Annotated in this window: 21 protein-coding genes and 1 other RNA gene; 10 read left to right on the plus strand and 12 right to left on the minus strand. The window is 61.6% G+C overall.

Going from position 1 to position 21,412, the window contains the following annotated elements:
• Positions 1–125 precede the first annotated feature (125 nt).
• Positions 126–1,199 carry a hemolysin family protein gene (locus tag ACIOTN_RS16840; protein WP_332594812.1) on the minus strand — a complete coding sequence of 358 codons (1,074 nt, stop codon included), beginning with the start codon at positions 1,197–1,199 and terminating at the stop codon, positions 126–128.
• Positions 1,192–2,508, minus strand: a complete 1,317-nt coding sequence (locus tag ACIOTN_RS16845; protein ID WP_105658381.1) for a hemolysin family protein — start codon at positions 2,506–2,508, stop codon at positions 1,192–1,194. The genes ACIOTN_RS16840 and ACIOTN_RS16845 overlap by 8 nt, the downstream gene beginning before the upstream one ends.
• A gap of 429 nt (positions 2,509–2,937) precedes the next feature.
• Here ACIOTN_RS16845 and ACIOTN_RS16850 point away from each other — a divergent pair, with 429 nt between their 5' ends.
• The 3 genes from ACIOTN_RS16850 to ACIOTN_RS16860 all read left to right on the plus strand — a co-directional run bounded on the left by ACIOTN_RS16850 (position 2,938) and on the right by ACIOTN_RS16860 (position 7,690).
• Complete coding sequence (locus ACIOTN_RS16850) at positions 2,938–6,696, plus strand: multifunctional oxoglutarate decarboxylase/oxoglutarate dehydrogenase thiamine pyrophosphate-binding subunit/dihydrolipoyllysine-residue succinyltransferase subunit (protein WP_402735755.1); 3,759 nt, start codon at positions 2,938–2,940, stop codon at positions 6,694–6,696.
• A 215-nt stretch (positions 6,697–6,911) separates the two neighbouring features.
• Positions 6,912–7,517 carry a GDSL-type esterase/lipase family protein gene (locus ACIOTN_RS16855; protein WP_105662568.1) on the plus strand — a complete coding sequence of 202 codons (606 nt, stop codon included), beginning with the start codon at positions 6,912–6,914 and terminating at the stop codon, positions 7,515–7,517.
• A gap of 98 nt (positions 7,518–7,615) precedes the next feature.
• Positions 7,616–7,690, plus strand: a complete 75-nt coding sequence (locus ACIOTN_RS16860) for a 50S ribosomal protein bL37 (protein WP_369299107.1) — start codon at positions 7,616–7,618, stop codon at positions 7,688–7,690.
• Positions 7,691–7,763: 73 nt separating this feature from the next.
• Here the strand turns inward: ACIOTN_RS16860 and rsrA are convergent, their stop codons facing one another.
• Together rsrA and ACIOTN_RS16870 are read right to left on the minus strand one after the other, a co-directional pair.
• A complete protein-coding gene (rsrA, locus tag ACIOTN_RS16865) occupies positions 7,764–8,024 on the minus strand; it encodes a mycothiol system anti-sigma-R factor (RefSeq protein ID WP_105658379.1) in 261 nt (86 codons plus the stop codon).
• Between the two features lies 1 nt (position 8,025).
• Positions 8,026–8,679: a sigma-70 family RNA polymerase sigma factor gene (locus tag ACIOTN_RS16870; protein WP_166650812.1), complete on the minus strand. Its 654-nt coding sequence runs from the start codon at positions 8,677–8,679 to the stop codon at positions 8,026–8,028.
• Positions 8,680–8,974: 295 nt separating this feature from the next.
• Between ACIOTN_RS16870 and aroA the strand changes: the two genes are divergently transcribed.
• From aroA to crcB, 7 genes are all read left to right on the plus strand, one after another.
• Entirely contained in the window at positions 8,975–10,291 is a 1,317-nt protein-coding gene (aroA, locus tag ACIOTN_RS16875; protein ID WP_105658378.1) for a 3-phosphoshikimate 1-carboxyvinyltransferase, read from the plus strand.
• Positions 10,291–11,382: a ribosome small subunit-dependent GTPase A gene (locus ACIOTN_RS16880; RefSeq protein ID WP_105658377.1), complete on the plus strand. Its 1,092-nt coding sequence runs from the start codon at positions 10,291–10,293 to the stop codon at positions 11,380–11,382. The genes aroA and ACIOTN_RS16880 overlap by 1 nt, the downstream gene beginning before the upstream one ends.
• A gap of 14 nt (positions 11,383–11,396) precedes the next feature.
• The gene (locus tag ACIOTN_RS16885) at positions 11,397–12,203 is read left to right on the plus strand and encodes an inositol monophosphatase family protein (protein ID WP_105658376.1); all 807 of its coding nucleotides are present in this window, start codon (positions 11,397–11,399) and stop codon (positions 12,201–12,203) included.
• A 14-nt stretch (positions 12,204–12,217) separates the two neighbouring features.
• Positions 12,218–12,847, plus strand: a complete 630-nt coding sequence (locus ACIOTN_RS16890) for a metal-dependent transcriptional regulator (protein ID WP_402735756.1) — start codon at positions 12,218–12,220, stop codon at positions 12,845–12,847.
• A gap of 74 nt (positions 12,848–12,921) precedes the next feature.
• Positions 12,922–13,407, plus strand: a complete 486-nt coding sequence (locus tag ACIOTN_RS16895) for a universal stress protein (RefSeq protein ID WP_166650813.1) — start codon at positions 12,922–12,924, stop codon at positions 13,405–13,407.
• Positions 13,404–13,865, plus strand: coding sequence for a CrcB family protein (locus ACIOTN_RS16900; RefSeq protein WP_105658373.1), 462 nt, complete (start codon positions 13,404–13,406; stop codon positions 13,863–13,865). Before ACIOTN_RS16895 ends, ACIOTN_RS16900 begins: the two co-directional genes overlap by 4 nt.
• A complete protein-coding gene (crcB, locus tag ACIOTN_RS16905; protein ID WP_105658372.1) occupies positions 13,865–14,245 on the plus strand; it encodes a fluoride efflux transporter CrcB in 381 nt (126 codons plus the stop codon). Before ACIOTN_RS16900 ends, crcB begins: the two co-directional genes overlap by 1 nt.
• A gap of 47 nt (positions 14,246–14,292) precedes the next feature.
• Here crcB and ACIOTN_RS16910 read toward each other — a convergent pair whose 3' ends face one another.
• From ACIOTN_RS16910 to ACIOTN_RS16945, 8 genes are all read right to left on the minus strand, one after another.
• Positions 14,293–14,766 carry a DUF2568 domain-containing protein gene (locus ACIOTN_RS16910; protein WP_166650814.1) on the minus strand — a complete coding sequence of 158 codons (474 nt, stop codon included), beginning with the start codon at positions 14,764–14,766 and terminating at the stop codon, positions 14,293–14,295.
• Between the two features lie 177 nt (positions 14,767–14,943).
• Positions 14,944–15,312, minus strand: a transfer-messenger RNA (tmRNA) gene (gene ssrA, locus ACIOTN_RS16915).
• A 113-nt stretch (positions 15,313–15,425) separates the two neighbouring features.
• On the minus strand, positions 15,426–15,905 hold the full coding sequence (smpB, locus tag ACIOTN_RS16920) for an SsrA-binding protein SmpB (RefSeq protein WP_105658370.1): 480 nt from the start codon (positions 15,903–15,905) through the stop codon (positions 15,426–15,428).
• Positions 15,906–15,959: 54 nt separating this feature from the next.
• A complete protein-coding gene (locus tag ACIOTN_RS16925; protein WP_105658369.1) occupies positions 15,960–17,423 on the minus strand; it encodes a M23 family metallopeptidase in 1,464 nt (487 codons plus the stop codon).
• A gap of 53 nt (positions 17,424–17,476) precedes the next feature.
• Positions 17,477–18,391: a permease-like cell division protein FtsX gene (ftsX, locus tag ACIOTN_RS16930; RefSeq protein ID WP_105658368.1), complete on the minus strand. Its 915-nt coding sequence runs from the start codon at positions 18,389–18,391 to the stop codon at positions 17,477–17,479.
• On the minus strand, positions 18,388–19,185 hold the full coding sequence (gene ftsE, locus ACIOTN_RS16935; protein ID WP_105658367.1) for a cell division ATP-binding protein FtsE: 798 nt from the start codon (positions 19,183–19,185) through the stop codon (positions 18,388–18,390). Before ftsE ends, ftsX begins: the two co-directional genes overlap by 4 nt.
• A gap of 280 nt (positions 19,186–19,465) precedes the next feature.
• On the minus strand, positions 19,466–20,581 hold the full coding sequence (gene prfB / locus ACIOTN_RS16940; RefSeq protein WP_105658366.1) for a peptide chain release factor 2: 1,116 nt from the start codon (positions 20,579–20,581) through the stop codon (positions 19,466–19,468).
• Between the two features lie 391 nt (positions 20,582–20,972).
• On the minus strand, positions 20,973–21,371 hold the full coding sequence (locus ACIOTN_RS16945; RefSeq protein ID WP_105662567.1) for a hypothetical protein: 399 nt from the start codon (positions 21,369–21,371) through the stop codon (positions 20,973–20,975).
• Positions 21,372–21,412 lie beyond the last annotated feature (41 nt).

Here is a 21,412-nt window from a genome sequence, read left to right on the forward strand (position 1 = left end):
GCTTTCTGGATTGCGCTGGCTGAGGATGGGCCGGCAACGAAAAACTGCGGCACCCGCAATGGGTGCCGCAGTCAATCGTATCAGTTGCGAGTCATTCGCAATATGCACTCAGGGGTGAGCTTGAGCTAATTTGCCCGTTTTTCGCTGCGAGGCGGGTTGACGCGTTTTCGCGTGGTATCGGTGATTTCACCGACCAGCACCTCGATCACGTCCTCCAGGAAGAGCACGCCGAGCGTTGCGCCCGACTCGTCGACAACCGCCGAAAGGTGGTTGCCTTCCTGCCGCATCGCTTCCAGGGCGGCCTCGATTTCGGTGTCCTGCTCCAACCGGCCCAGCGGGTGCAATGGCAAATCAAGCAGTGGCTGCGTGGAGTGGGCATCATCGATGAGCATCACGTCCTTCACGTGCCAGTAGCCCACCGGAACCTCGTTCTTGGTGATCACCATGCGCGAGAATCCGGTCTTGCCGACCTTCTTCTCGAAAGCGCGCGCGGTGGTCTGCCCGTATTCCAAGGTGAACAGGTCATCCAGCGGAACCATGCAGCTGCGCGCGGTAACCGAGGAGAATTCCAGCGCTTTGGTCAAGCGTGCGGCATCGTCCTCATCCAGCGCGCCTTCCTCGGATGAAGCATCGATGATCGATCGGACTTCAGCGGCGGTATACGAGCTGGCCACCTCATCCTTCGGTTCGATACCGAAGGCGTGCAGCACCAGGTTCGCCACGCCATTGAGCGACGCCGTAATCGGCTTGAGCACCTTGGACAGGCCGACCAGTGGCATGGCCAGCAGCAGCACGGCCTTGTCCGCAACGGAAACCGAAATGTTCTTCGGCACCATTTCGCCGAAGGTCACGTGCAGGAAGGTCACCACGATCAAGGCAATCAGGAACGCTACGGTGTCCGCAGCTGATTCGGCCATGCCGATCATGGTCAGCGGTTCGGCCAGCAGGTGGTGGATCGCCGGCTCCGAAATATTCAGGATCAGCAGCGAGCAAACGGTAATGCCCAACTGGCACACCGCGAGCATGATCGAAACATGCTCCATGGCGTACAGCGCGATCTTTGCCCGCTTATTGCCCTCGTCGGCCAAGGGTTCAATCTGCGAACGACGCGCACTCATCACCGCGAATTCGCCGGCAACGAAGAAGGCATTGCCAGCCAGCAAGACAATCAGCCAGACCAGGCCCATGAAGTCATTCATTGCCATCCTCCTGCACTGCTGGTTCGAAACGAACCTGCGAGATGCGGCGGCCATCGAGCTCGGTCACCGTGAAGGTGCCGTGCTCGGTGGCGACGCGGTCGTTGAGTTCAGCCAAGCGGCCCAATTCGGCGAGCATGAAGCCGCCGATGGTTTCGTAGGTCGACTCTTCCGGGATGACGTCCGTATCGAAGTTCTCGTTGATCTGGTCCGGGCGGTACATGCCCGGGAACAGCCAGTTGCCGTCGGGCTGGGTGACCGCTTCTTCTTCATCCTCGTCGTGCTCATCGGAAACTTCGCCGACGATTTCTTCGACCAGGTCTTCAAGGGTCACCAGTCCAGCGGTTCCACCGTATTCGTCCATCACGATCGCGACCTGGAACTCGGCGGCGCGCAACTGCTCAAGCAGCACATCGAGGTGAATGGTTTCCGGAACGTACAGCGCGTCGCGGGCGAACTCGCCCACCTGCAGCGCTGCGCGGCGTTCGCGGGGCACCGAGACAATTGCCTTGACGTGGCAGATGCCTTGGATTTCATCGGTGGAGCCGGTGGTGACCGGGAAACGCGAGAATCCGGTGTCCGCGCTGACTTCGATCAGCTCGGAAAGGGCCGCCTCGGAATCAATGGTGGACATCGAGGTTCGCGGGGTCATCACGTCGGCGGCGGTGCGCTCGGAGAATTCAATGGTGGATTCCACGAAGCGAGCGGTCTGCACATCCAAGGTGCCCAGCTGAGCCGAACGGCGGACCAGCGATGCCAGTTCCTGCGAGGAGCGGGCCGCGGAGATTTCTTCCTTGGCTTCGAGTCCGAAGAACTTGCGCAGTACCGCATTCGAGAAGCCGTTGAGCACGATGATGGCCGGCTTGAAGATGGCGGTGAAAACCAGCTGCGGGCGGGCCAGCAGCTTGCCAACCTTCATCGCCTGGGCAATTGCCATGTTCTTCGGGACCAGTTCGCCGATCAGCATCGAAAGCAAGGTGGCAACGACCATCGAGATCACCACGGCAATGGCCAGCGAACTTGCGGCCGGAATGCCGAATTGTTCCATCAACGGCTCGAGCAGCGCGCTCATTGCGGGTTCAAGCACGTAGCCGGTCAGCAGCGTGGTCAGCGTAATGCCCAGCTGGCAGCTGGACAGCTGGGTAGAGAGGGAGGTGAGGCACTGCAGCAGCGGCTTGGCGCCACGCTCGCCGTCATTTACGGCACGCTGCACGGTGCTTTTATCCAAGGCGACCAAGGAGAATTCCACGGCCACGAAGAAGCCGGTGCCGAGAATCAGCAGCAGGCCGAAAAGTATTGAGAGCCATTCCATAGGCGTTTACCGCCGCCTATTCACTGGCGTGCGAAGTTCAGTTCCAGTGCCGACAGGGCGGCAACTAGAAGGCTCCAAAAGGGAGGCGGAACTTCCTGAACATGGACTGTTGTGGCCGGCACTGCGCCCTTGGGCGGCACACCGGCTTGGAGAGTGGGATTCCATAGTGCGAATTAGTCTATCGAACGAAGGGCCATTGCGCACCACTTCGACACATGCTCGCCCAGCGGTGCTTTGGATACGCTGAACGGCATGTTAGGCGCAACACTTTCGTGACATTACATACGTGCCGTGGCCAAGTGGGCGGAAAAGTCACTAGACTGGTGCGCAGGTCTAGAAATCTTGTGGGCCGCAGTGGTCGTATCACGTCCTCGAAAGACCACCGGCTCAAGCTAGAACAACGTAGAAATCAGGGAAGAGGCGTTGCACGTGCCAGAGCAAGCACACCACCGACTTACTGAAGAGTTTGGTGGAAACGAGTGGCTAGTAGACGAGCTGTTCGAACAGTATCTCGTCGACAAGAACTCGGTAGATAAGAAATGGTGGGATATTTTCGAATCTCTCGCCGCCGAAAAGAAGGCACCAGCAGCACCGGCAGCGCAGCCGGCGCCAGCAGCGGCAGCACCTGCCGCAGCATCTGCAGCCAACGGGCAGGGCGCGCCACGCGCCGCAGCCCAGGCCCGTGCCTCCGAACCAGCACCGGCTGCCAAGGCAGCACCAGCTCCGGCCGCTGAAGTCAAGAAGGCCGAGCCAGCACCGAAGACTGCGCCGATCCCGGCACAGGCTCCGAAGGCTACGCCGTCCACCGAACTTTTCGGTGAGGAAAAGCGCACCCCGCTGCGTGGACCAATGAAGGCCATCGCAACCAACATGGATGCCTCCCTCACCGTGCCTACGGCCACGACTGTGCGTGCCGTACCGGCGAAGGTGATGATCGACAACCGCATTGTCATCAACAACCACCTCAAGCGCGCTCGCGGCGGCAAGATCTCCTTCACCCACCTGATCGGCTTCGCCGTGATCCGTGCGCTGAAGCAGATCCCGTCGATGAACGTCACCTACGACGTGATCGACAAGAAGCCAACTGCGATCCAGCCAGCCCACGTGAACTTCGGCATCGCGATCGACATGCCGAAGCCGGATGGCACCCGCATGCTGGCCGTGCCGAACATCAAGGCTGCCGAGACCCTGAGCTTCAACGAGTTCTGGGCCACCTACGAAGACCTGATCAAGCGCGCCCGCGGCAACAAGCTGACCGCTGACGACTACGCAGGCACCACCGTTTCGCTGACCAACCCAGGCGGCATCGGCACCGTTCACTCGGTTCCACGCCTGTCCAAGGGCCAGGCCGCGATCATCGGCGTTGGCGCACTGGAATACCCGGCAGAGTACCGCGGCTCCTCGGAGAAGACCGTGGCCGCCCTGGGTATCGGCAAGCACATCACCCTGACCTCCACCTACGACCACCGCGTCATCCAGGGTGCAGGTTCGGGCGAATTCCTGAAGCTGGTCGAGTCGCTGCTGCTGGGCGAGCAGGGTTTCTACGACGAGATCTTCGAGCAGCTGCGCATCCCTTACGAGCCGGTTCGCTGGGCCATTGACAACCAGGTCGACATCGACCTGCAGGTCAACAAGGTTGCCCGCATCCAGCACCTGATCAACTCCTACCGCGTGCGCGGCCACCTGATGGCCGATACCAACCCGCTGGAGTACGTCCAGCGCAAGCACCCGGACCTGGACATCAATTCCTACGGCCTGACCCTGTGGGATCTGGACCGCGAATGGCTGGCCGGCGGCCTGGGCGGCAAGGACCGCGGCCTGCTGCGCGACATCCTCGGCGTGCTGCGCGATGCCTACTGCCGCACCATCGGCACCGAGTACATGCACCTGCAGAACCCCGAAGAGCGCGAATGGTTCCAGGCCAAGCTGGAGTCCGGCTACGCCAAGCCAAGCCGCGAAGAGCAGCTGCGCATCCTGTCGAAGCTGAACTCCGCCGAGGCTTTCGAGACCTTCCTGCAGACCAAGTTCGTCGGCCAGAAGCGCTTCTCGCTGGAAGGCGGCGAATCGCTGATTCCACTGCTGGATGCGATCATCTCCGACGCAGCCGACGAGCAGCTGGACGAGGTCGCGATCGGCATGGCCCACCGCGGCCGCCTGAATGTGCTGACCAACATCGCCGGCAAGACCTACGCACAGGTCTTCCGCGAATTCGAAGGCACCGCAACCCCGGGCTCGGTCCAGGGTTCGGGCGATGTGAAGTACCACCTGGGCACCGAGGGTTCGTACACCTCGGATGCGGGCAACCAGACCAAGATCTACCTGGCTGCCAACCCATCGCACCTGGAAGCAGTCGATCCAGTGCTCGAGGGCATCACCCGCGCCAAGCTGGACCGCCTGAACCAGAAGAACACCGTGCTGCCGATCCTGGTCCACGGCGATGCGGCATTCGCCGGCCAGGGCGTGGTCTCCGAGGTACTGGCCATGAGCCAGCTGCCCGGCTACAAGACCGGCGGCACTGTCCACGTGATCGTGAACAACCAGATCGGCTTCACCACCGCGCCGAGCTCCTCGCGCTCCTCGGTGTACGCAACCGACGTTGCACGCACCGTGCAGGCTCCGATCTTCCACGTCAACGGGGATGACCCGGAGGCAGTGGTGCACGTGGGCCAGCTGGCCTTCGAGTACCGCCAGAAGTTCGGCAAGGACGTCGTCATCGACCTGGTGTGCTACCGCCGCCGCGGCCACAACGAGGGCGATGACCCTTCGATGACCCAGCCGATCATGTACAACCTGATCGAAGCCAAGCGCTCGACCCGCAAGCTGTACACCGAGGCCCTGGTGGGCCGCGGCGACATCACGCAGGAAGAAGCCGAGAACGTGCTGGCCGAGTACAAGGAGAACCTGGAGCGCATCTTCGCCGAGACGCATGCGGCCCAGACTTCGCCGATCCCGATCATCACCCCGGGCTCGACCATCAACGACCTGGAGAAGCCATTCGCCCAGGCTGCCGACGAGAACACCGTCGACGGCGCACGCGGCTCGGCCATCACCGCCCAGACGCTGGCGAAGATTGGTGCCGCCCACCTGGATATCCCGGCCGGCTTCACCATGCACACCAAGCTGAAGTCGCTGCTCGAGCGCCGCGAGAAGATGTCCCGCGAAGGCGGCATCGACTGGGGCTTCGCAGAACTGGCAGCCCTGGGCACCTTGACCATGGAAGGCGTGCCGGTCCGCCTGGCAGGCCAGGACTCGCGCCGCGGCACCTTCGTGCAGCGCCACGCAGTCTTCCACGACCGCGAGAACGACACCGAGTGGTACCCGCTGCACCACCTGGCCGAAGACCAGGCACCGCTGTGGATCTACGACTCCCTGCTCTCCGAATACGCCGCGCTCGGCTTCGAGTACGGCTACTCGGTAGAACGCCCGGATGCACTGGTCATGTGGGAAGCGCAGTTCGGCGACTTCGTCAATGGCGCGCAGACCGTGATCGACGAGTTCATCTCCTCCGCAGAGCAGAAGTGGTCGCAGTCCTCCTCGCTGGTCATGCTGCTGCCGCACGGCTACGAAGGCCAGGGCCCGGATCACTCCTCGGCCCGCATCGAGCGCTTCTTGCAGCTGTGCGCCGAGAACAACATGGTCGTTGCCCAGCCTTCCACCGGTGCAAACCACTTCCACCTGCTGCGCCGCCAGGCCTACGCCCGTCCGCGCAAGCCGCTGATCGTCTTCACCCCGAAGCAGCTGCTTCGCCTGAAGGCCGCGGCCAGCTCGGTAGAGGACTTCACCACCGGAGGCTTCCGCGAGGTCATCGGCGATGCGTCGATCACCGATGCGAACGCCGTGGACAAGGTGCTGCTGTGCTCGGGCCGCGTCTACTACGATCTGCTGGCCGCTCGCACCAAGGCGAACGACACCAAGACCGCGCTGGTACGCGTCGAGCAGCTCTACCCGGCTCCGGCCGAGCAGATCGCTGCCGAACTGGCCAAGTACCCGAACGCCGAGGTGGCTTGGGTCCAGGACGAGCCTGCGAACCAGGGTCCATGGCCGTTCTTCGGCTTGTACGTTGCACCGGCACTGGAGCAGAAGATCACCTTGATCTCCCGCCCGGCATCGGCTGCGACCTCCGCTGGCAATGCAAAGCGCCACGACGCAGAAAACGCAGTGCTGATCCAGCAGGCCTTCGCCCGCTAGACCGCATCGCCTGAACGCTGCTGGCCAACTGTTGCCGGCGAACTATCCGGGGGTTCCACCTCGGAGGTTCGCCGGCAACAGCGCTTTAACCCCGGCGCTGGTTTTTCGCAGGGAATTGTGGGGTTTAACCAATGACCGCCTCCCCCGATGCCAGCGTTCCGACTGCTAAGGTGGGGAGCGATTCATCATTTTTGAGCCAACGAAAGGTCGCCCAGTTGGAGTTACGCACAATCCGAATTACCGCAATCGGAGATGAGCTACTGGCCGGACATGGCGACCCGCGGGGCCTGGGCTGGTTCGGCCGCGTCATGGCCCGCACCCAGGATCCGGCCCTGCGCCTGCAGTCCTTCGTCCTGGCTTCCCCGGCCGAGGGATCCGAAGCGCTGGCCGAACGCTGGCTGGGGGAAGCCTCCCGCCGATTCAGCGACCAATACGAAAACCGCCTGGTCATCGCGCTCTCGGACCGCGACGTCGATCTGGATGTCACCACCGCGCGCAGCCGGCTGAACCTGGCCAACATCCTGGATTCGGCCTCGCAGATGAACATCAAGGCCTTGCTGGTCGGCCCGGCCCCGGGCCTGGATGATGCGCGCAACCAGCGCGTGGCCGAACTGAACCGCGTCTACTCGGATGTGGCGCTGCGCCGCAACCACCACTACGTCGATACCTTCACGCCCCTGCGTTCCCATGCCCAGTGGCGTGCCGATCTGAACGCTTCCGGCGGGGTGCCCGGCCAGGCAGGCTACGGGCTGATGGCCTGGCTGGTGCTGCACCGCGGCTGGTATTCCTGGCTGGAGTTGCCTGAGCCAGGCGAGGGCTAGGGACCGCCGGTCCGTTAGGAAAATGGGCCGGAAGTGTGAAAGACTATGAGCCGGCCCGAATTTTCGGGAAGCAATATTGTTCCCTCTAAGGAGTCACCATGTCGAAGCGCGCTCGTAAGCGTCGCGATCGCAAGCGTGGCGGTGCCAACCACGGCAAGCGCCCAAACAGCTAAGCGAAGCGAACAAAAAAAGAACCCCGTACCCTTCGAGACCAACTCGGAAGATACGGGGTTTCTCTTTGCCGTGCTAGTGGCCTGATTCCACGCGGATCTGGGAGATCCGCGCGATGATGCTGGCCTTCAAGGTCTGCGGGGCATGCTCCTGGCAGCTGCGGCGCACCACCGAGCGGATGATGCACTCCAGATCGTACTGCTCGGTGCATTCCGGGCAGCCATCCAGGTGGGACTTGACCTCCTTGAGGTCATCGAGCGTCAGCGCTCCGTCGAGGTACTCGTAGATGCGGACGATGCGGTCATCGGCGCAATCACCCATTGAATTGCAATCCATCTTATTTCGCTCCTCGGTCAGCCTTGGCGGCACTCTTGCTCTGGGTGCCGGTGGCGATCCCACGATCTGCTGCGTAATCGGCCAGCAGTTCCCTCAAGTTCTTGCGTCCGCGATGCAACCGGGACATCACGGTGCCGATCGGCACGCCCAGGATCTCGCTGGCTTCCTTGTAGCTGAAGCCCTCGACATCCACGAAGTAGACGGCCATGCGGAAATCCTCGCCGATCGACTGCAGCGCGGCTTTCACATCCGAATCCGGAAGGTGGTCCAGCGCCTCGGCCTCGGCCGAGCGCAAGCCGGTCGGCGAATGCTCCATGGCCTGGGCCATCTGCCAATCCTCGACCGTATCGGTGGAAGTGCGCAGCGGCTCGCGTTGGCGCTTGCGGTACAAATTGATGTACGTGTTGGTCAGGATGCGGTACAGCCAGGCCTTCAGGTTGGTGCCCGGCTTGTACTGGTGGAAGGCGGAATAGGCCTTGGTGTAGGCCTCCTGCACCAAATCCTCGGCATCCGACGGGTTGCGCGCCATGCGCAGGGCAGCCGAATAGAGCTGGTCCACGTACTGCATCGCGTCACGCTCGAAGCGTTCGCGGCGCTGCTGCTCGGACTCGGAGGCCACATCGGGCAAATTCTCGTCCACACTCTTGTTGTTCATCACTGCCGAGTCTACGCGTTCGAACGGCTTTATGCGCGTGCCAGCGCGGGCCCGGGCCGGCCGCGGTTGCTCGGCGACGGCGCAAGCGGTGCCGCCGGCGTTTGAAGTGTCCTGTCGTATCGTCACAGTAGGTATAACCAGCGGAGCTAAAGCCTTATTCCCGCACCGATCTCGGCTAGAATTAGGCAGTGGGCGCACAGTACTTGCGGTACTGCCAGCGGCCCCGAATTGAAGCCTCGAGCCTAAGGATCTACCAATCAGCACTGCAAGCGCCCCCGGGAGCCCCCTCGATCAGCTGCACGACGCAGAAAAGAACTGGTGGGCAGCGCCCTATGCCGCCGCCGGACTGGATGCAACCGTCCCGGTGCCAGCTTCGAAGTCGCTGACCAACCGGTATCTGATCCTTGCGGCCCTGGCCTCCTCGCCATCCACGATCCACAACACGCTGATCAGCCGCGACACCGAGCTGATGCTCAGCGCCCTGGCCGGATTCGGGGTCGGGATCAAGCGCACCGAGCAGGCCGACGGCTCCACCACCGTGGACATCACCCCGGGCCAGCTGGCCGCCGGACCGCTGGCGATCGACTGCGGCTTGGCGGGCACGGTGATGCGCTTCGTTCCCCCATTGGCTGCCGTCGCCGGCGCCAAGGTGGCCTTCGACGGCGACGCCGCGGCCCGCGTGCGGCCCATGGCCCCGGTACTGGACGCGCTGGCAGCCTTGGGCGCCCGCATCGACTACGCCGGGAGCACCGGCATGCTGCCCTTCACCATTGATGCCAGCGAGCTGAAGCAGGATGCCGAAGTGGTCATCGACGCGTCGGGCAGCTCCCAGTTCATCTCCGCGCTGCTGCTGGTTGGCCAGGCACTGCCCGGCGGGCTGAAGCTGCGCGCCGCGCCGGGGCCTATCGCTTCCCCGGACCACATCGCGATGACCGTCCAGACCCTGCGCGATTTGGGCGTAGAGGTAAGCGTCGATGCCGACGCGCGCGGCTGGAGCATCGCCCCGGGCCAGCTGGCGGGCTTCACCGTCACCGTGGAACCGGACCTGTCCAACGCCGGACCGTTCCTGGCCGCCGCGCTGGCGAGCCATGGCACCGTGCGCGTGCCCTTCTGGCCTGCCAGGACCACCCAGGTCGGCGGCAAGTGGGTAGAAATACTGGCCGCGATGGGAGCGGAAGTCAGCCACGGCGGCGACGGCGTGCTCACCGTGCGCGGAACCGGAGTCATCCGCGGCATCGACTACGCCGATGCCTCCGAGCTGGCCCCTACCCTGGCAGCACTGTGCGTGCTGGCCGATTCGCCGAGCAAGCTGACCGGCATCGGGCACCTGCGCGGCCATGAAACCGATCGGCTGGCCGCGCTGGAAACCGAATTGTCCAAGGTGGGCGCCAGAATCACCGCCACCGCGGACGCGCTGGAAATCGTTCCCGGAGCCCTGCAGGCAGCGGATATCGATTCCTACGAGGACCATCGCATGGCGACCGCCGGCGCCCTGCTGGGCCTGGCCATCGACGGGGTGCGCGTGGAAAACATCGCCACCACCGCCAAGACCATGCCGGATTTCCCGCAGCTATGGTCCCGCATGGCGGCTACCGCAAAGGGCCAGGGCTAATGCGCTACTCCGACTACGACGAATCCTCGGTCCGCGTCCGCCCCAACAAGAAGGGCAGCCGTCCGCGCACCAAGGACCGCCCGGCCTACGAACAGGCGGTCATCGGCCGCATCATCACCGTGGACCGCGGCCGCTACACCGCAATCCTGGATGAGGACACCGCCACGGAGCGCATCGTCATCGCCGCCCGGGCCCGCGAGCTGCGCCGCCAGGCGATCGTGCCCGGGGACCTGGTGGGACTGGTGGGCGACACCTCCGGAAAGCCCGATACCCTGGCCCGGCTGATCCGCATCGAAGAGCGCACCACGCTGCTGCGCCGCAGCGCCGACGACACCGACGCCACCGAGCGCGTGGTCGTCGCCAATGTCGACAAGCTGGTCATCGTCGTGGCCGCCGCCAATCCCGAGCCGCGCACCGGCTTCGTGGACCGCGCGCTGGTCGCCGCCTTCGACGCCGGCATCCAGCCGGTGCTGTGCGTGACCAAGGCGGATGTGAAGGATCCGGCCGACTTCCTCAAGCACTACGAGGGACTGGAGTTCCCCGTGGTCATCTCCCGCACCACCACTGCCGACGCCTCCGGCGTGGACGCGCGCGGCGCCGACGGTTCCAGCGCCCGGCTGGATGCCGGCGCGCTGGCCGAACTCGAAGAGATCCTCTCCGGCTGCGTCTCGGTAGTGCTGGGCCACTCCGGAGTAGGCAAGTCCACCCTGGTCAACGCCCTGACCGGTTCGACCCGCGCCACCGGGCACGTCAACGCGGTCACCGGCCGCGGACGCCATACCTCGTCCAACGCCCTGGCACTGCGCCTGGGCGACACCCCTGGATCCTGGCTGATCGACACCCCCGGCATCCGTTCTTTCGGGCTGGGACTGGTAGACCGGGACAATATCCTGGCCGCCTTCGAGGACCTGGCAGAAATCGCCACCGGCTGCCCGCGCGGTTGCACCCATGCCGCCGGCGAGGCGGGCTGCGCGCTGGAAGCTTGGGCCGAAAATGCCGAAGGCACCCAGGCCGCTGACCGGTTGGCCTCCTACCGCCGGCTGGTCACCACCGAGGAAACCACGCACGAAAAGGAGCTCGGCGCGCTCTAGGCGCCCGCAACACCATGGCTGAATACACCCTGCAGCAAGATCTCGACTTCGCCCTGGCTCTGGCCGGGAAGGTCGACGCCTTCACCCTGGCCCGCTACGGCGCCAACGACCTGGTGGTCGAATCCAAGCCGGACATGACCCCGGTCTCCGACGCCGACCGCGGCGCCGAGCAGCTGATCCTGGCCGAGCTGGCCGCCCACCGCCCCGATGATTCGGTGCTCGGCGAAGAATTCGGCGTGCACGGAACCGGCTCCCGGCGCTGGGTCATCGACCCGATCGACGGCACCAAGAACTTCGTGCGCCGCGTACCCGTCTGGGCCACGCTGATCGCGCTGGAGATCGACGGCGAACCGGTGCTGGGAGTCATCTCCGCCCCGGCCATGACCCGCCGCTGGCATGCCGCGAGCGGCCTGGGCGCGTACGTCACCGAACCGGGTGCCACCGCCGGTACCACCGCCACCCGCCAGATCAAGGTCTCCTCGGTGAGCGAGCTGTCTGACTCCTCGCTGGCCTACGCCTCGCTGAACGGCTGGAAGGAGGCCGGCAAGCTCGAGGGCTTCCTGGAACTGCTGGATACCGCGTGGCGCACCCGCGGCTACGGGGATTTCCTGTCCTACGCGCTGCTGGCCGAAGGCGCGGTCGATGCGGCCTTCGAACCCGAACTGGAGCTCTACGACATGGCCGCCCTGGTGCCGGTGGTACGCGAAGCCGGGGGCCGCTTCACCTCGGTGGCCGGAGAAGAGGGCTGCCATGGCGGCAACGCCCTGGCCACCAACGGCAAGCTGCACGAGGCGATCCTTCCCTACCTGAACCGCAGCTAGGCAGCGCGAGGACGATGGCAACTGCACGACGCGGGCCGGCCGGGCTGACCACCAGCCAAGAGGACTACCTCAAGGCGGTGTACCTGCTCACCGAATGGGAAGACACCGAAGTGGGCACCGGCGCGCTGGCCGACCAGCTGGGCTTGTCCCCTGCCTCGGCCACCGCCATGGTGCAGAAGCTCGCAGCCAAGCACCTGGTCCATCACGTGCCGCGCGGGGCCATTACGCTCAGCGGCACCGGCCGGCGCGAGGCCTTGCGCATGGTGCGCCGCCACCGCCTGCTGGAAACATTCCTGCGTGATGAGCTGGGCTACGGCTGGGATGAGGTGCATGACGAGGCCGAGGCCCTGGAGCACACCGTCACCGACCGCTTCATCAACGCCCTGGAAGCCCGGCTGGGCCACCCGCGCCACGATCCGCATGGCGACGCGATTCCCAGCGCGGAAGGGGAACTGCCGGTCTCCGGGGCCATCCGGCTTGACCGCTTCTCCGGTGCCCGGGCCGTCATCGACCGGATCAGCGATGAAGATCCCCAGTTCCTGCGTCGTGCCGCCGCCCAGGGGCTGGTTCCCGGGGCGGTCATCGAGCTGCCGCATCAGCTGGATTTCATTGAGGCTTCGCTGATCTGGGTGCGCAAAGCCTAGCTGATTGCCGGCTGTGCAAGAATTAAAAGCAGCGACGCGCTGCACGGTGCGCCCCACTGCCAAAGGGAGGGCCATTGGAGACACGACCGATCATCCTGGGCATCCCGGATCGCCTCGATCCCCACGTTCTGGACGCAGCCGCAGACCTCGCAGGCGCGCTCGGAGCGCGGTTGCTTTGCGTCCACGTGGATCCCACCCGCTATCCGCTCGAAGAGCTTCCCGATGGCACCATCCGCAGCGCACCGCTGGATCCCGAATCCGGGGACGAAGCAATTGAGCGCTTCCCGGCACGGCTTCTGCAGCAGCTCGAAGCCCAGCTCGGCGGATCGGGACTGGAATGGCAGGCGCATGCCGCGGCCGGTGGCCCCGGTCAGCAGCTGTCGCATCTTGCCCTGCAGCATGATGCGGCGCTGATTGTGCTCGGGGTTCGGGAGCGTTCCATGGCCAACACTATTGGGGAACTGCTCAACGGTTCGGTAGCGGTGCATCTGACCCATCGACAGCGCCATCCGGTGCTCCTCGTCCCGCCACGCCGCGCAGAACAGATTCGCAATTCATGACCCGTCCGCCAACACCCATGGCCCAGCGCCCCGCGCAGGGTTCCTTCCTCAACCCGCGTTTCCTGCTGCTGGTATTCCTTGGCGGCGCTGCCGGTACTGCCTGCCGGCAAGGCCTGGGCCTGCTGCTGCCAGATCCCGGCGGTTTCCCGATCGCGATTTTCCTAGCCAACATGCTGGGGGCGTTCCTGCTCGGCCTGCTGCTCGAGGCGCTTTCGCATCCCGGCCTCGACGAGGGCAAGCGTCACCGGCTGCGGCTGCTGCTGGGCACCGGTTTCCTGGGCGGCTTCACGACCTACAGCGCGCTGGCCACCGGCAGCATGCAGATGTTCGCATCCGGCGCAGCGCTCCATGCCCTGGGTTACGCACTGTTCACGGTGTTCTTCGGTGCATTGGCAACCTGGTGCGGAATCGCCGCCGGTGCTAGGCGCATGGCCCGGAAATCGGGAGGGCTTCACTAGTGCTCTCCCCCGGCTTATTTCTTATCGTTGCGCTCTGCGGCGGCCTTGGCGCCTGCCTGCGTTTCGTGGTCGATGCCCTGATCAAGCGGTGGCTTCCGGCCCCGCTGCCCTGGGGCACGATCCTGGTCAATCTCTCCGGCTCCTTCGCGCTGGGTGCGCTGACCGGGCTGATGGCCCAGCAGTTGTTGTCGGCGCAATGGCTTGCGGCCATAGGTTCAGGATTGCTCGGCGGCTACACGACGTTTTCGGCGGCCAGTTTCGAAACTGTCCGGCTGCTCCAGGCCGGCCGCCTCGCAGCCAGCCTGGCCAATGCATTGGGGACCCTCGCTGGAGCGGTGCTCGCGGCATTGCTCGGCTACCACGTCGCTGGGCTCTTCTAGCCGCAAACGAAAAATGCCAAGCCTTTCGGCTTGGCATTCCATCAGTTCTAGCGTGCTGCCCGGCGTCCCTTGGGAGCACCCGCTCGTGCCCGGCTCGGAACTTGCTTCGGTGGCTGCTTGGTTCGATCGTGCGGGACCACGTATCCGCCGGTGGCGATGACCAGAATGGCGCTGATACCGGTCAACGCAAGCATTCCGATGGCCCAAATCTGCGATTGATCGTAGAAGGAATGGTCGACGCTCAGCCACAGCACGTAGGCTCCGATGAGGTAAATGATATGGACCAGGAGCAGACGGGTTCGCAGCCTCAACTTGATGACGGCTTTCGGCGAGAAGAAAATCGACCAGAGGATCAGCAGCGGGACAACTACTACAAGGATTGCTGGAATTGTCGGCCATGGGATGAAAGCGATAGCGGCTAGTGCCGCGGCGAAAAGCAATCCTACTTCCAAGAGGAAGGCAACTGCCGCATAGCTTGCTGAAAGGAAAGGCGATACCCGCTGGGAACTGTTTTTACCCATCGACTTCAATCTCACTCCGTTTCTGCACACGCTGTCGTTTCGAAAGCCTTGGACTTTCATTTCAAGTCTATGTGTAAATTCTCCATCCCGCGAACAGGCTCGCGATGTGACTGCGGACTCCGAAACAAACAAAAAGCTCCGGAGCCAGACCTATGGGCCTGGCTCCGGAGCTGGATATTGTGGAGATGGGGAGAATTGAACTCCCGTCCGATGTGGTGTTGCCAGGTCTTCTCCGGGCGCAGTTTGCTGCGGATTTTCTCTGCCCCAACCATCACGCAAACATGTGGTTGATCCGGGCACAGTTGCCTAAATGTGTATCCAGAAGCGGCAACATCCGCTGGATACATTGGCTATCTAAATGACGTTAGGAACAGGGGCGATAGCGTCCCCTGGCTAACGGACCGTCTGGCTGCTTAGGCAGCGAGAGCGAAGTCAGTGCGCTTTGATTCGGCACTTATTGGTTTGCAAAGGGCGTTTACGAGATAACTTTGCGTCCTCGGCCCGCTTCATCTGTCGCGACTCACACCGTCGAAACCGATCATCCCCGTATTTTGTTGTCAGTCCCGGTCTCCCGGGTACAACCACACCCTAGGGCGTGTCTACCAATCATAGCGCACTGCCCGGGTTTCCCCCAATGCGAAATGCGCCACAAGCTAACCTTATGCGTTTCCGCGGTTGCGTTCGCGCATGGCACGCAACGCCTCGCGATTATCCTGCTTTTCCCTCAAGGTCTGGCGCTTGTCGTATTCGCGCTTACCGCGGGCAACGCCGATCTCCAGCTTCGCCCGACCGGATTTGAAGTACAAGCTCAGCGGGACGACGGTCAGGCCGGCTTCACTGATTTTGCGTTCGATCTTGAGCAGTTCCTGGCGGTGCAGCAAGAGCTTGCGGCGACGACGGGCCGCGTGATTGGTCCACGATCCATTGAGGTACTCGGGGATGTAGACGTTCTCGATGTACAGCTCGCCACGGTAGAACTGGCCGAAACCGTCAACCAGCGAGGCCTTGCCTTCGCGAAGCGACTTCACCTCAGTACCCGTGAGCACCATGCCAGCTTCGAAGGTGTCGAGTATTTCGAAATCGTGGCGCGCCTTGCGGTTGCTCGCGATTACTCGATCTTCTTGATTCTTCTTAGCCACGTTACTCCTTGCATGTCGCGGGCGGATTCCCGCGCACAGATTACAAGTCTAGCGCTAGAGAAGTCCCAAGGGGTTCACATGTGAACCATTGATGATCGTTTCGAAGTGCAGATGGCAGCCGGTCGAATTGCCGGTGGTGCCAACGTAGCCTATAACCTGGCCCTGCTTCACATGCTGGCCGACGCTTACCGCGATGCGGGACATGTGGTGATAGTTGGTGGCCAGGGCCTTGCCCTTGATGACGCCGTGAGAAACGGTGACCTTGTTACCCGAGGATCCGCCCCAACCGGCCATCCACACTTCACCGGAGGCAGCAGCCGTGATTGGCGAGCCGCACTGGCCGCCGAATCCCCAGTCAATGCCTGCGTGGACATAGCCGCCACGGCCGCCATAGTCGATTGTTCCAGCTGGAGTCGGGCGCCACCCGAAGGTCGAGGTCAATCGGTTACTGGTAGTGGGCTTAACCAAACCCCAGCTGCTTGGCTCGGCATATGTCGGTGCCTTTGGCTCGGATTTGGGTGCTACATAGGCCTTCTTCTTGTAGGCCTTTTTCTCTGCGCGAGCTTCTGCTGCCTTGCGCTCCTGCTCAGCTTCGTAGGCCGCCTTTTCCTCGGCGATGCGCTTTCGCTCGGCTTCTGCTTCGCGGCGCGCTTTTTCTTCTGCCTTGCGCTTGCGTTCGGCAGCTTCCCTGATCAAGCGCTCCTGGCGTTCCTTGATCTGCTGGTTGACCGCGGCGTATTCCTTCTGCTGCGATTGCAGTTTCGCCTGGATACGCGGCTTCTGCGCTTCAAGTTCAGCACTGAGTTCTTCGGTGCTGGCAACCAGCGCATCCAGTTCGTTCTTGGCGTTCTGCGCAGCATCTCGCGCCGCCTGCTCCTGCGCCAAGGCTTCCTCAGCCTGGGCTTTCAGGGAGGAAATTTCCTTTTCAACAGCAACCAGGCGAAGCTTGTTGCTTTCATTGCTGGCTTGTTCCTGGGCCAGGTCATTGTATGCGGCATTCTGGGATTCCATGGCGCGGTTGGCCATGTCCAGGCCATCGGCCATCTTGGTCGCCGAATCCATGTTGAGGATCATGTCCAGCCCGCCAGAAACGCCGCCGCGCTTATAAGCTTCAGAAGCGATCTGCGCCATCGCATCTTGAGCGTCGGAAAGCTTAGCCGCGTTTTCCTCGATCTGCTTAGCCACTTCATCACGAGTCGCTTGCGCGCTGATTAAGCGGTTGTTGAGATCGGAAAGGGTGGCCTGTGCATTGGCTACGCGGCTTTGCGCGTCAGCCAATGCCTGCTGGGCTACAGGAACCTGTGCTTGCTGGTCACGCAATTTCCTGTCGGTTTCTTGAATGTCGGCATCCAAGAATTCCATGTCGTTCTCGAGGGTATCGATGTTCTTTTCGACTTGAGCTTTCTTGTCGTCCAGTTCATCGGCGGCTACCAGCCCTGCGGGCAGCGTGAGCGCGAGAGCCATTGCTCCACCGATGGAGGCGCGTAAGAATTTACGTCGCACTGCGTTCGACAGCATAAAGCTCCTTTTAGAAATTGCGTACTTCAGTTCAAGCCTAGATAACGTTTCAGCTAAACCTTCAGGTAACGCTTCAACGTTACCACTGATGAAATTGTGGCCAAAACGATACCAATAATCAAGAGTATCGGAGCAACTAGCCATATTTCGCTGGTGGAGATGAACGCTACACCGACGTTTTCATTGGCCAACTTATCCTCGACGAGGAACTTCAGCAGCAACCACAAGGTGCCAGAAGCCAGCAATCCACCAATCAGCGACGCGATGACTCCTTCGATAATGAACGGCAGCTGAATCGTTGCTTTCGATGCACCAACCAGTCGCATGATCGTTGTTTCGAGTCGCCGGTGCATGGCTGAGAGCTGGATAGTCGTACCGGTCAGCAGCACCGCGCAAACAATCATCACGATTGCAACGACAGCAGCGGCGGCGGATGCCACGCGCACCAACTGGAAGACCTTTTCAAGCAGTTCCCGTTGGTCAATGACCGAGTCAACGCCTTGTACCGTGGAGAACGCTTCGTTGATCACCGGATACTTCTCCGGATCTACCAGTGCGACGCGGAATGATTCGGGCAGCTGCTCAGCAGTGACCTGGTCAACCAATGCCGAGTTCTCGTATTGGTCGAGGAAGTTTTCGTATGCCTGGTCCTTCGACTCGTAGGCGAATTCCTTGATATACGGCGCAAGCTGCTCTGATTTGAGCATCTCTTCAATGCTCTGGCGCTGCTCTTCGGAAACCGCGCTACCAGCGCAGTTGGGCGAAGTGCTCGTGTCATCACAGAGGTACACCGCAACTTCCATGCGGTCGTACCAGTAGCCCTTCATCTGGTTGATCTGGAGCTGCAGTAATACCGAGGCACCGACGAAGGTCAACGATACGAAAGTCACCAGCACCACAGAGACGACCATGACGACATTCTGCCGCAGGCCCTTCGCCGCTTCGCGGAGAATAAATCCTAGTCTCACTGGTCCTCGTCTTTCTTGTCCTCAGCAACCTGTGACTCTTCGTCGTACTCCACGGCGGAATCGCCGACGAGCAGTTCGCGCGAACCGTCCTGGTTCACCACGGTGGTCATCGGGGCGTACTGTCCATCAATTTCATCGCGGATGACCTGCCCGCGACTCAGTTCAATAACGCGGTGGCGGTATTCGCTCACCAGTTCATGTGCGTGCGTAGCCATCAGGACAGTCGTACCGTTCTGGTTAATGCGGTTGAGCACGTTCATGACTTCGATGCTGTTCTTGCGGTCGAGGTTACCCGTAGGCTCATCGGCAAGCAGGATCGAGGGCCTGTTCACAATGGCGCGGGCAATGCCGACGCGTTGCTGCTCGCCACCGGAAAGTTCAGTTGGCTTGCGACGCGCCTTATCTTCAAGGCCGACCATTTTAAGTGCATCTGGCACACGCTCGCGGATCTGGGCCCGTGAAGCTCCAATGACCTCCATGGCGAACGCGACGTTGTCGAAGACCGTGCGCTCGCGCAGCAGGCGGAAGTCCTGGAAAACGAAACCGATGTCACGGCGCAGCTTAGGCACACGGCGGCTCGGAATGCGGTTGAGGTTCTGTCCCGCCACGTAGACGGATCCGTCGGTGGAGCGCTTTTCGCGCAGCACCAAGCTGAGGAAGGTCGACTTACCCGAACCGGATTCGCCAACCAAGAAGGCGAACTCGCCACGGTCTATCTCGATGTTTATATCGTCCAAAGCTGCATTCTGCTGCTTTGGCTCGTAAACCATCGAGACGTTTTCGAATTTAATCATGTCTTCAATCGCTAGTCTTCGTCGGGGCGCGACCCACGAATACCAATCTCGAGATCAAACGTCTTTTGGTGCGCCAGTCTTCCAAACACTATCGGTGCCAGGTAGCTAACCAGCCGAAATATAAGGTGTGTTGCGAGATTCATGCCGTACATACAGCTAACGCAGAATGCCCAGCTTAGGCATGACTAGCTGGAATTAGCGAAACGGAGTTCGTAACGGTGATGATACTTACACCCTCTGTGGCAAAAGCGTTTAGACCAGCTGGAATTCGCGATTTCGCTTACTTACTAGGGCGACGCTGTCCTGCACGCCAGCGGATGCCTGCATCAATGAAATCGTCAATTTCACCATCAAGTACTGCCTGGGTATTGCCGACTTCATGTTCGGTACGCAGGTCCTTGACCATTTGGTACGGATTAAGCACATAGGATCGCATCTGATCGCCCCAAGATGCCTTCACATCTCCGGCGAATTCCTTCTTCTGGGCGTCTTCTTGTTCCTTCTTCAGAAGCAGCAACCGCGATTGCAGAACTCGAAGTGCGGCAGCACGGTTCTGGATCTGCGACTTTTCGTTCTGCATCGAGACGACAACTCCGGTAGGAATATGCGTCATGCGTACTGCAGAGTCGGTGGTGTTAACGCTCTGTCCGCCAGGGCCAGAGGAACGGAAGACGTCCACGCGGATTTCAGATTCAGGGATTTCGATGGTGTCAGTCTGCTCAATCAGCGGCACGACCTCCACTGCGGCAAACGACGTCTGGCGACGTCCCTGATTATCGAATGGTGAAATACGAACCAGACGGTGCGTGCCGGCTTCTACCGAGAGTGTGCCGAAGGCATACGGTGCGTCGATTTCGAAGGTTGCCGATTTAAGGCCGGCCTCCTCGGCATACGAGGTATCCATAACGGTGGCCTTGTAACCACGGCGTTCAGCCCAGCGCAGGTACATGCGCAAAAGCATCTCTGCGAAATCGGCGGCATCAACGCCGCCGGCACCGGAGCGAATCGTGACAACCGCTCCGCGAGCATCGAATTCACCGTTGAGAAGGGTAACAATTTCGAGTTCGGCAAGGGACTTCTGGACGCTGACGAGCTCTCTATCCGCTTCGTGCAACGTATCATCGTCGTCTTCAAGTTCAGCAAGCTCAACCAAGACTTCCAAATCGTCGATGCGGGTCTTCAGCCGGGTCAGCCGTTCCAGCTCAGACTGGCGATGCGATAGCTTGCTGGTAACGATCTGCGCGGCGGCCGGATCATCCCAGAGGTTCGGAACGCCAGCTTCCTCCGAGAGGACTGCGATGTCAGCTTTGATCTGCTCGACATCGCTCACGTCTTCAATTGCGGAGAATGTAGAACGCAGTGAGCGGATTTCAGCGGAGAAGTCAGTTTTTGCCATGGTCCTCTAAGACTACGTCATTTAGCCATTGATCAATGAGTCCGGTGCTATCGCCGAAAAGAAGTTCCAATCGAGGTTTTCACTGAAAATCGCGCTGTGGAACCCCTAGCCAACTTGCAAGGCTTGCATCCACGGGTCGATCGGGAATCCGGCCAGTCAGTTCTCGAACAGTATTTCTGAACTGGGATTTGGAGGTGGGGTCCGCAAGCTTCCAAAGAAGCCCGAACTACCGCAAAAATGATGGATCCGGTTGCGCTGGATCCATCCTTCTTGGATTCCGCTCCTGGGGCATGCAGCAGCGTTGCTCGCTGACACGTTCTTTCTCTTGCTTCCCAGTACTTGTGCATTTCCCGCTTCCCTGGAACATCCATGCTGCTCTGCGCGGAGGTGTTCACCTGCTCAGTACAGTTCTTGCTGATGAATCTAGAGATATTGGTACTCCGTCTGGAACGATCCACCCCACTATCGGCGGTTGCACCGAGCCCTGCAGCACGAGATTCGCGCCTTGCCCATCAGGCGTGATCTGCACCCGGCCAATGCGTAAATTGTCGACGCGGCCGGCCGCACCCACATCCGAAAGGTACTGTTGCACGGCTTGTTGCACGCGCTGCTGGTCCAACTGAATCCTCGGGTCGCCATTGTCCGCAACAAATTCGAATTCATCCACGGCAGCCACGACCGCCCCGTCGGCAATTGACAACAGCTGACGCGCTTTGAGGTTGACTGCGCTGACTGCTAGCACCACTGAAATAGTCAGCAAAGTGATGGCGCACAAGCCGATTGCCAGCACTAAGGATTGTCCATCCTCGTCCCGTGGATTCAGGGCAGCGC

Source organism: Glutamicibacter sp. NPDC087661 (assembly GCF_044743275.1).
GTDB lineage: Bacteria > Actinomycetota > Actinomycetes > Actinomycetales > Micrococcaceae > Glutamicibacter.

Bases quoted from the DNA above. Each gene is read 5' to 3' on its own strand.
- ACIOTN_RS16840 (WP_332594812.1), bottom strand. From the start codon at position 1,199: ATGAATGACTTCATGGGCCTGGTCTGGCTGATTGTCTTGCTGGCTGGC.
- ACIOTN_RS16845 (WP_105658381.1), bottom strand. From the start codon at position 2,508: ATGGAATGGCTCTCAATACTTTTCGGCCTGCTGCTGATTCTCGGCACC.
- rsrA (WP_105658379.1), bottom strand. From the start codon at position 8,024: ATGGATTGCAATTCAATGGGTGATTGCGCCGATGACCGCATCGTCCGC.
- ACIOTN_RS16870 (WP_166650812.1), bottom strand. From the start codon at position 8,679: ATGAACAACAAGAGTGTGGACGAGAATTTGCCCGATGTGGCCTCCGAG.
- ACIOTN_RS16880 (WP_105658377.1), top strand. From the start codon at position 10,291: ATGCGCTACTCCGACTACGACGAATCCTCGGTCCGCGTCCGCCCCAAC.
- ACIOTN_RS16885 (WP_105658376.1), top strand. From the start codon at position 11,397: ATGGCTGAATACACCCTGCAGCAAGATCTCGACTTCGCCCTGGCTCTG.
- ACIOTN_RS16890 (WP_402735756.1), top strand. From the start codon at position 12,218: ATGGCAACTGCACGACGCGGGCCGGCCGGGCTGACCACCAGCCAAGAG.
- ACIOTN_RS16900 (WP_105658373.1), top strand. From the start codon at position 13,404: ATGACCCGTCCGCCAACACCCATGGCCCAGCGCCCCGCGCAGGGTTCC.
- ACIOTN_RS16910 (WP_166650814.1), bottom strand. From the start codon at position 14,766: ATGGGTAAAAACAGTTCCCAGCGGGTATCGCCTTTCCTTTCAGCAAGC.
- ACIOTN_RS16925 (WP_105658369.1), bottom strand. From the start codon at position 17,423: ATGCTGTCGAACGCAGTGCGACGTAAATTCTTACGCGCCTCCATCGGT.
- ftsE (WP_105658367.1), bottom strand. From the start codon at position 19,185: ATGATTAAATTCGAAAACGTCTCGATGGTTTACGAGCCAAAGCAGCAG.
- prfB (WP_105658366.1), bottom strand. From the start codon at position 20,581: ATGGCAAAAACTGACTTCTCCGCTGAAATCCGCTCACTGCGTTCTACA.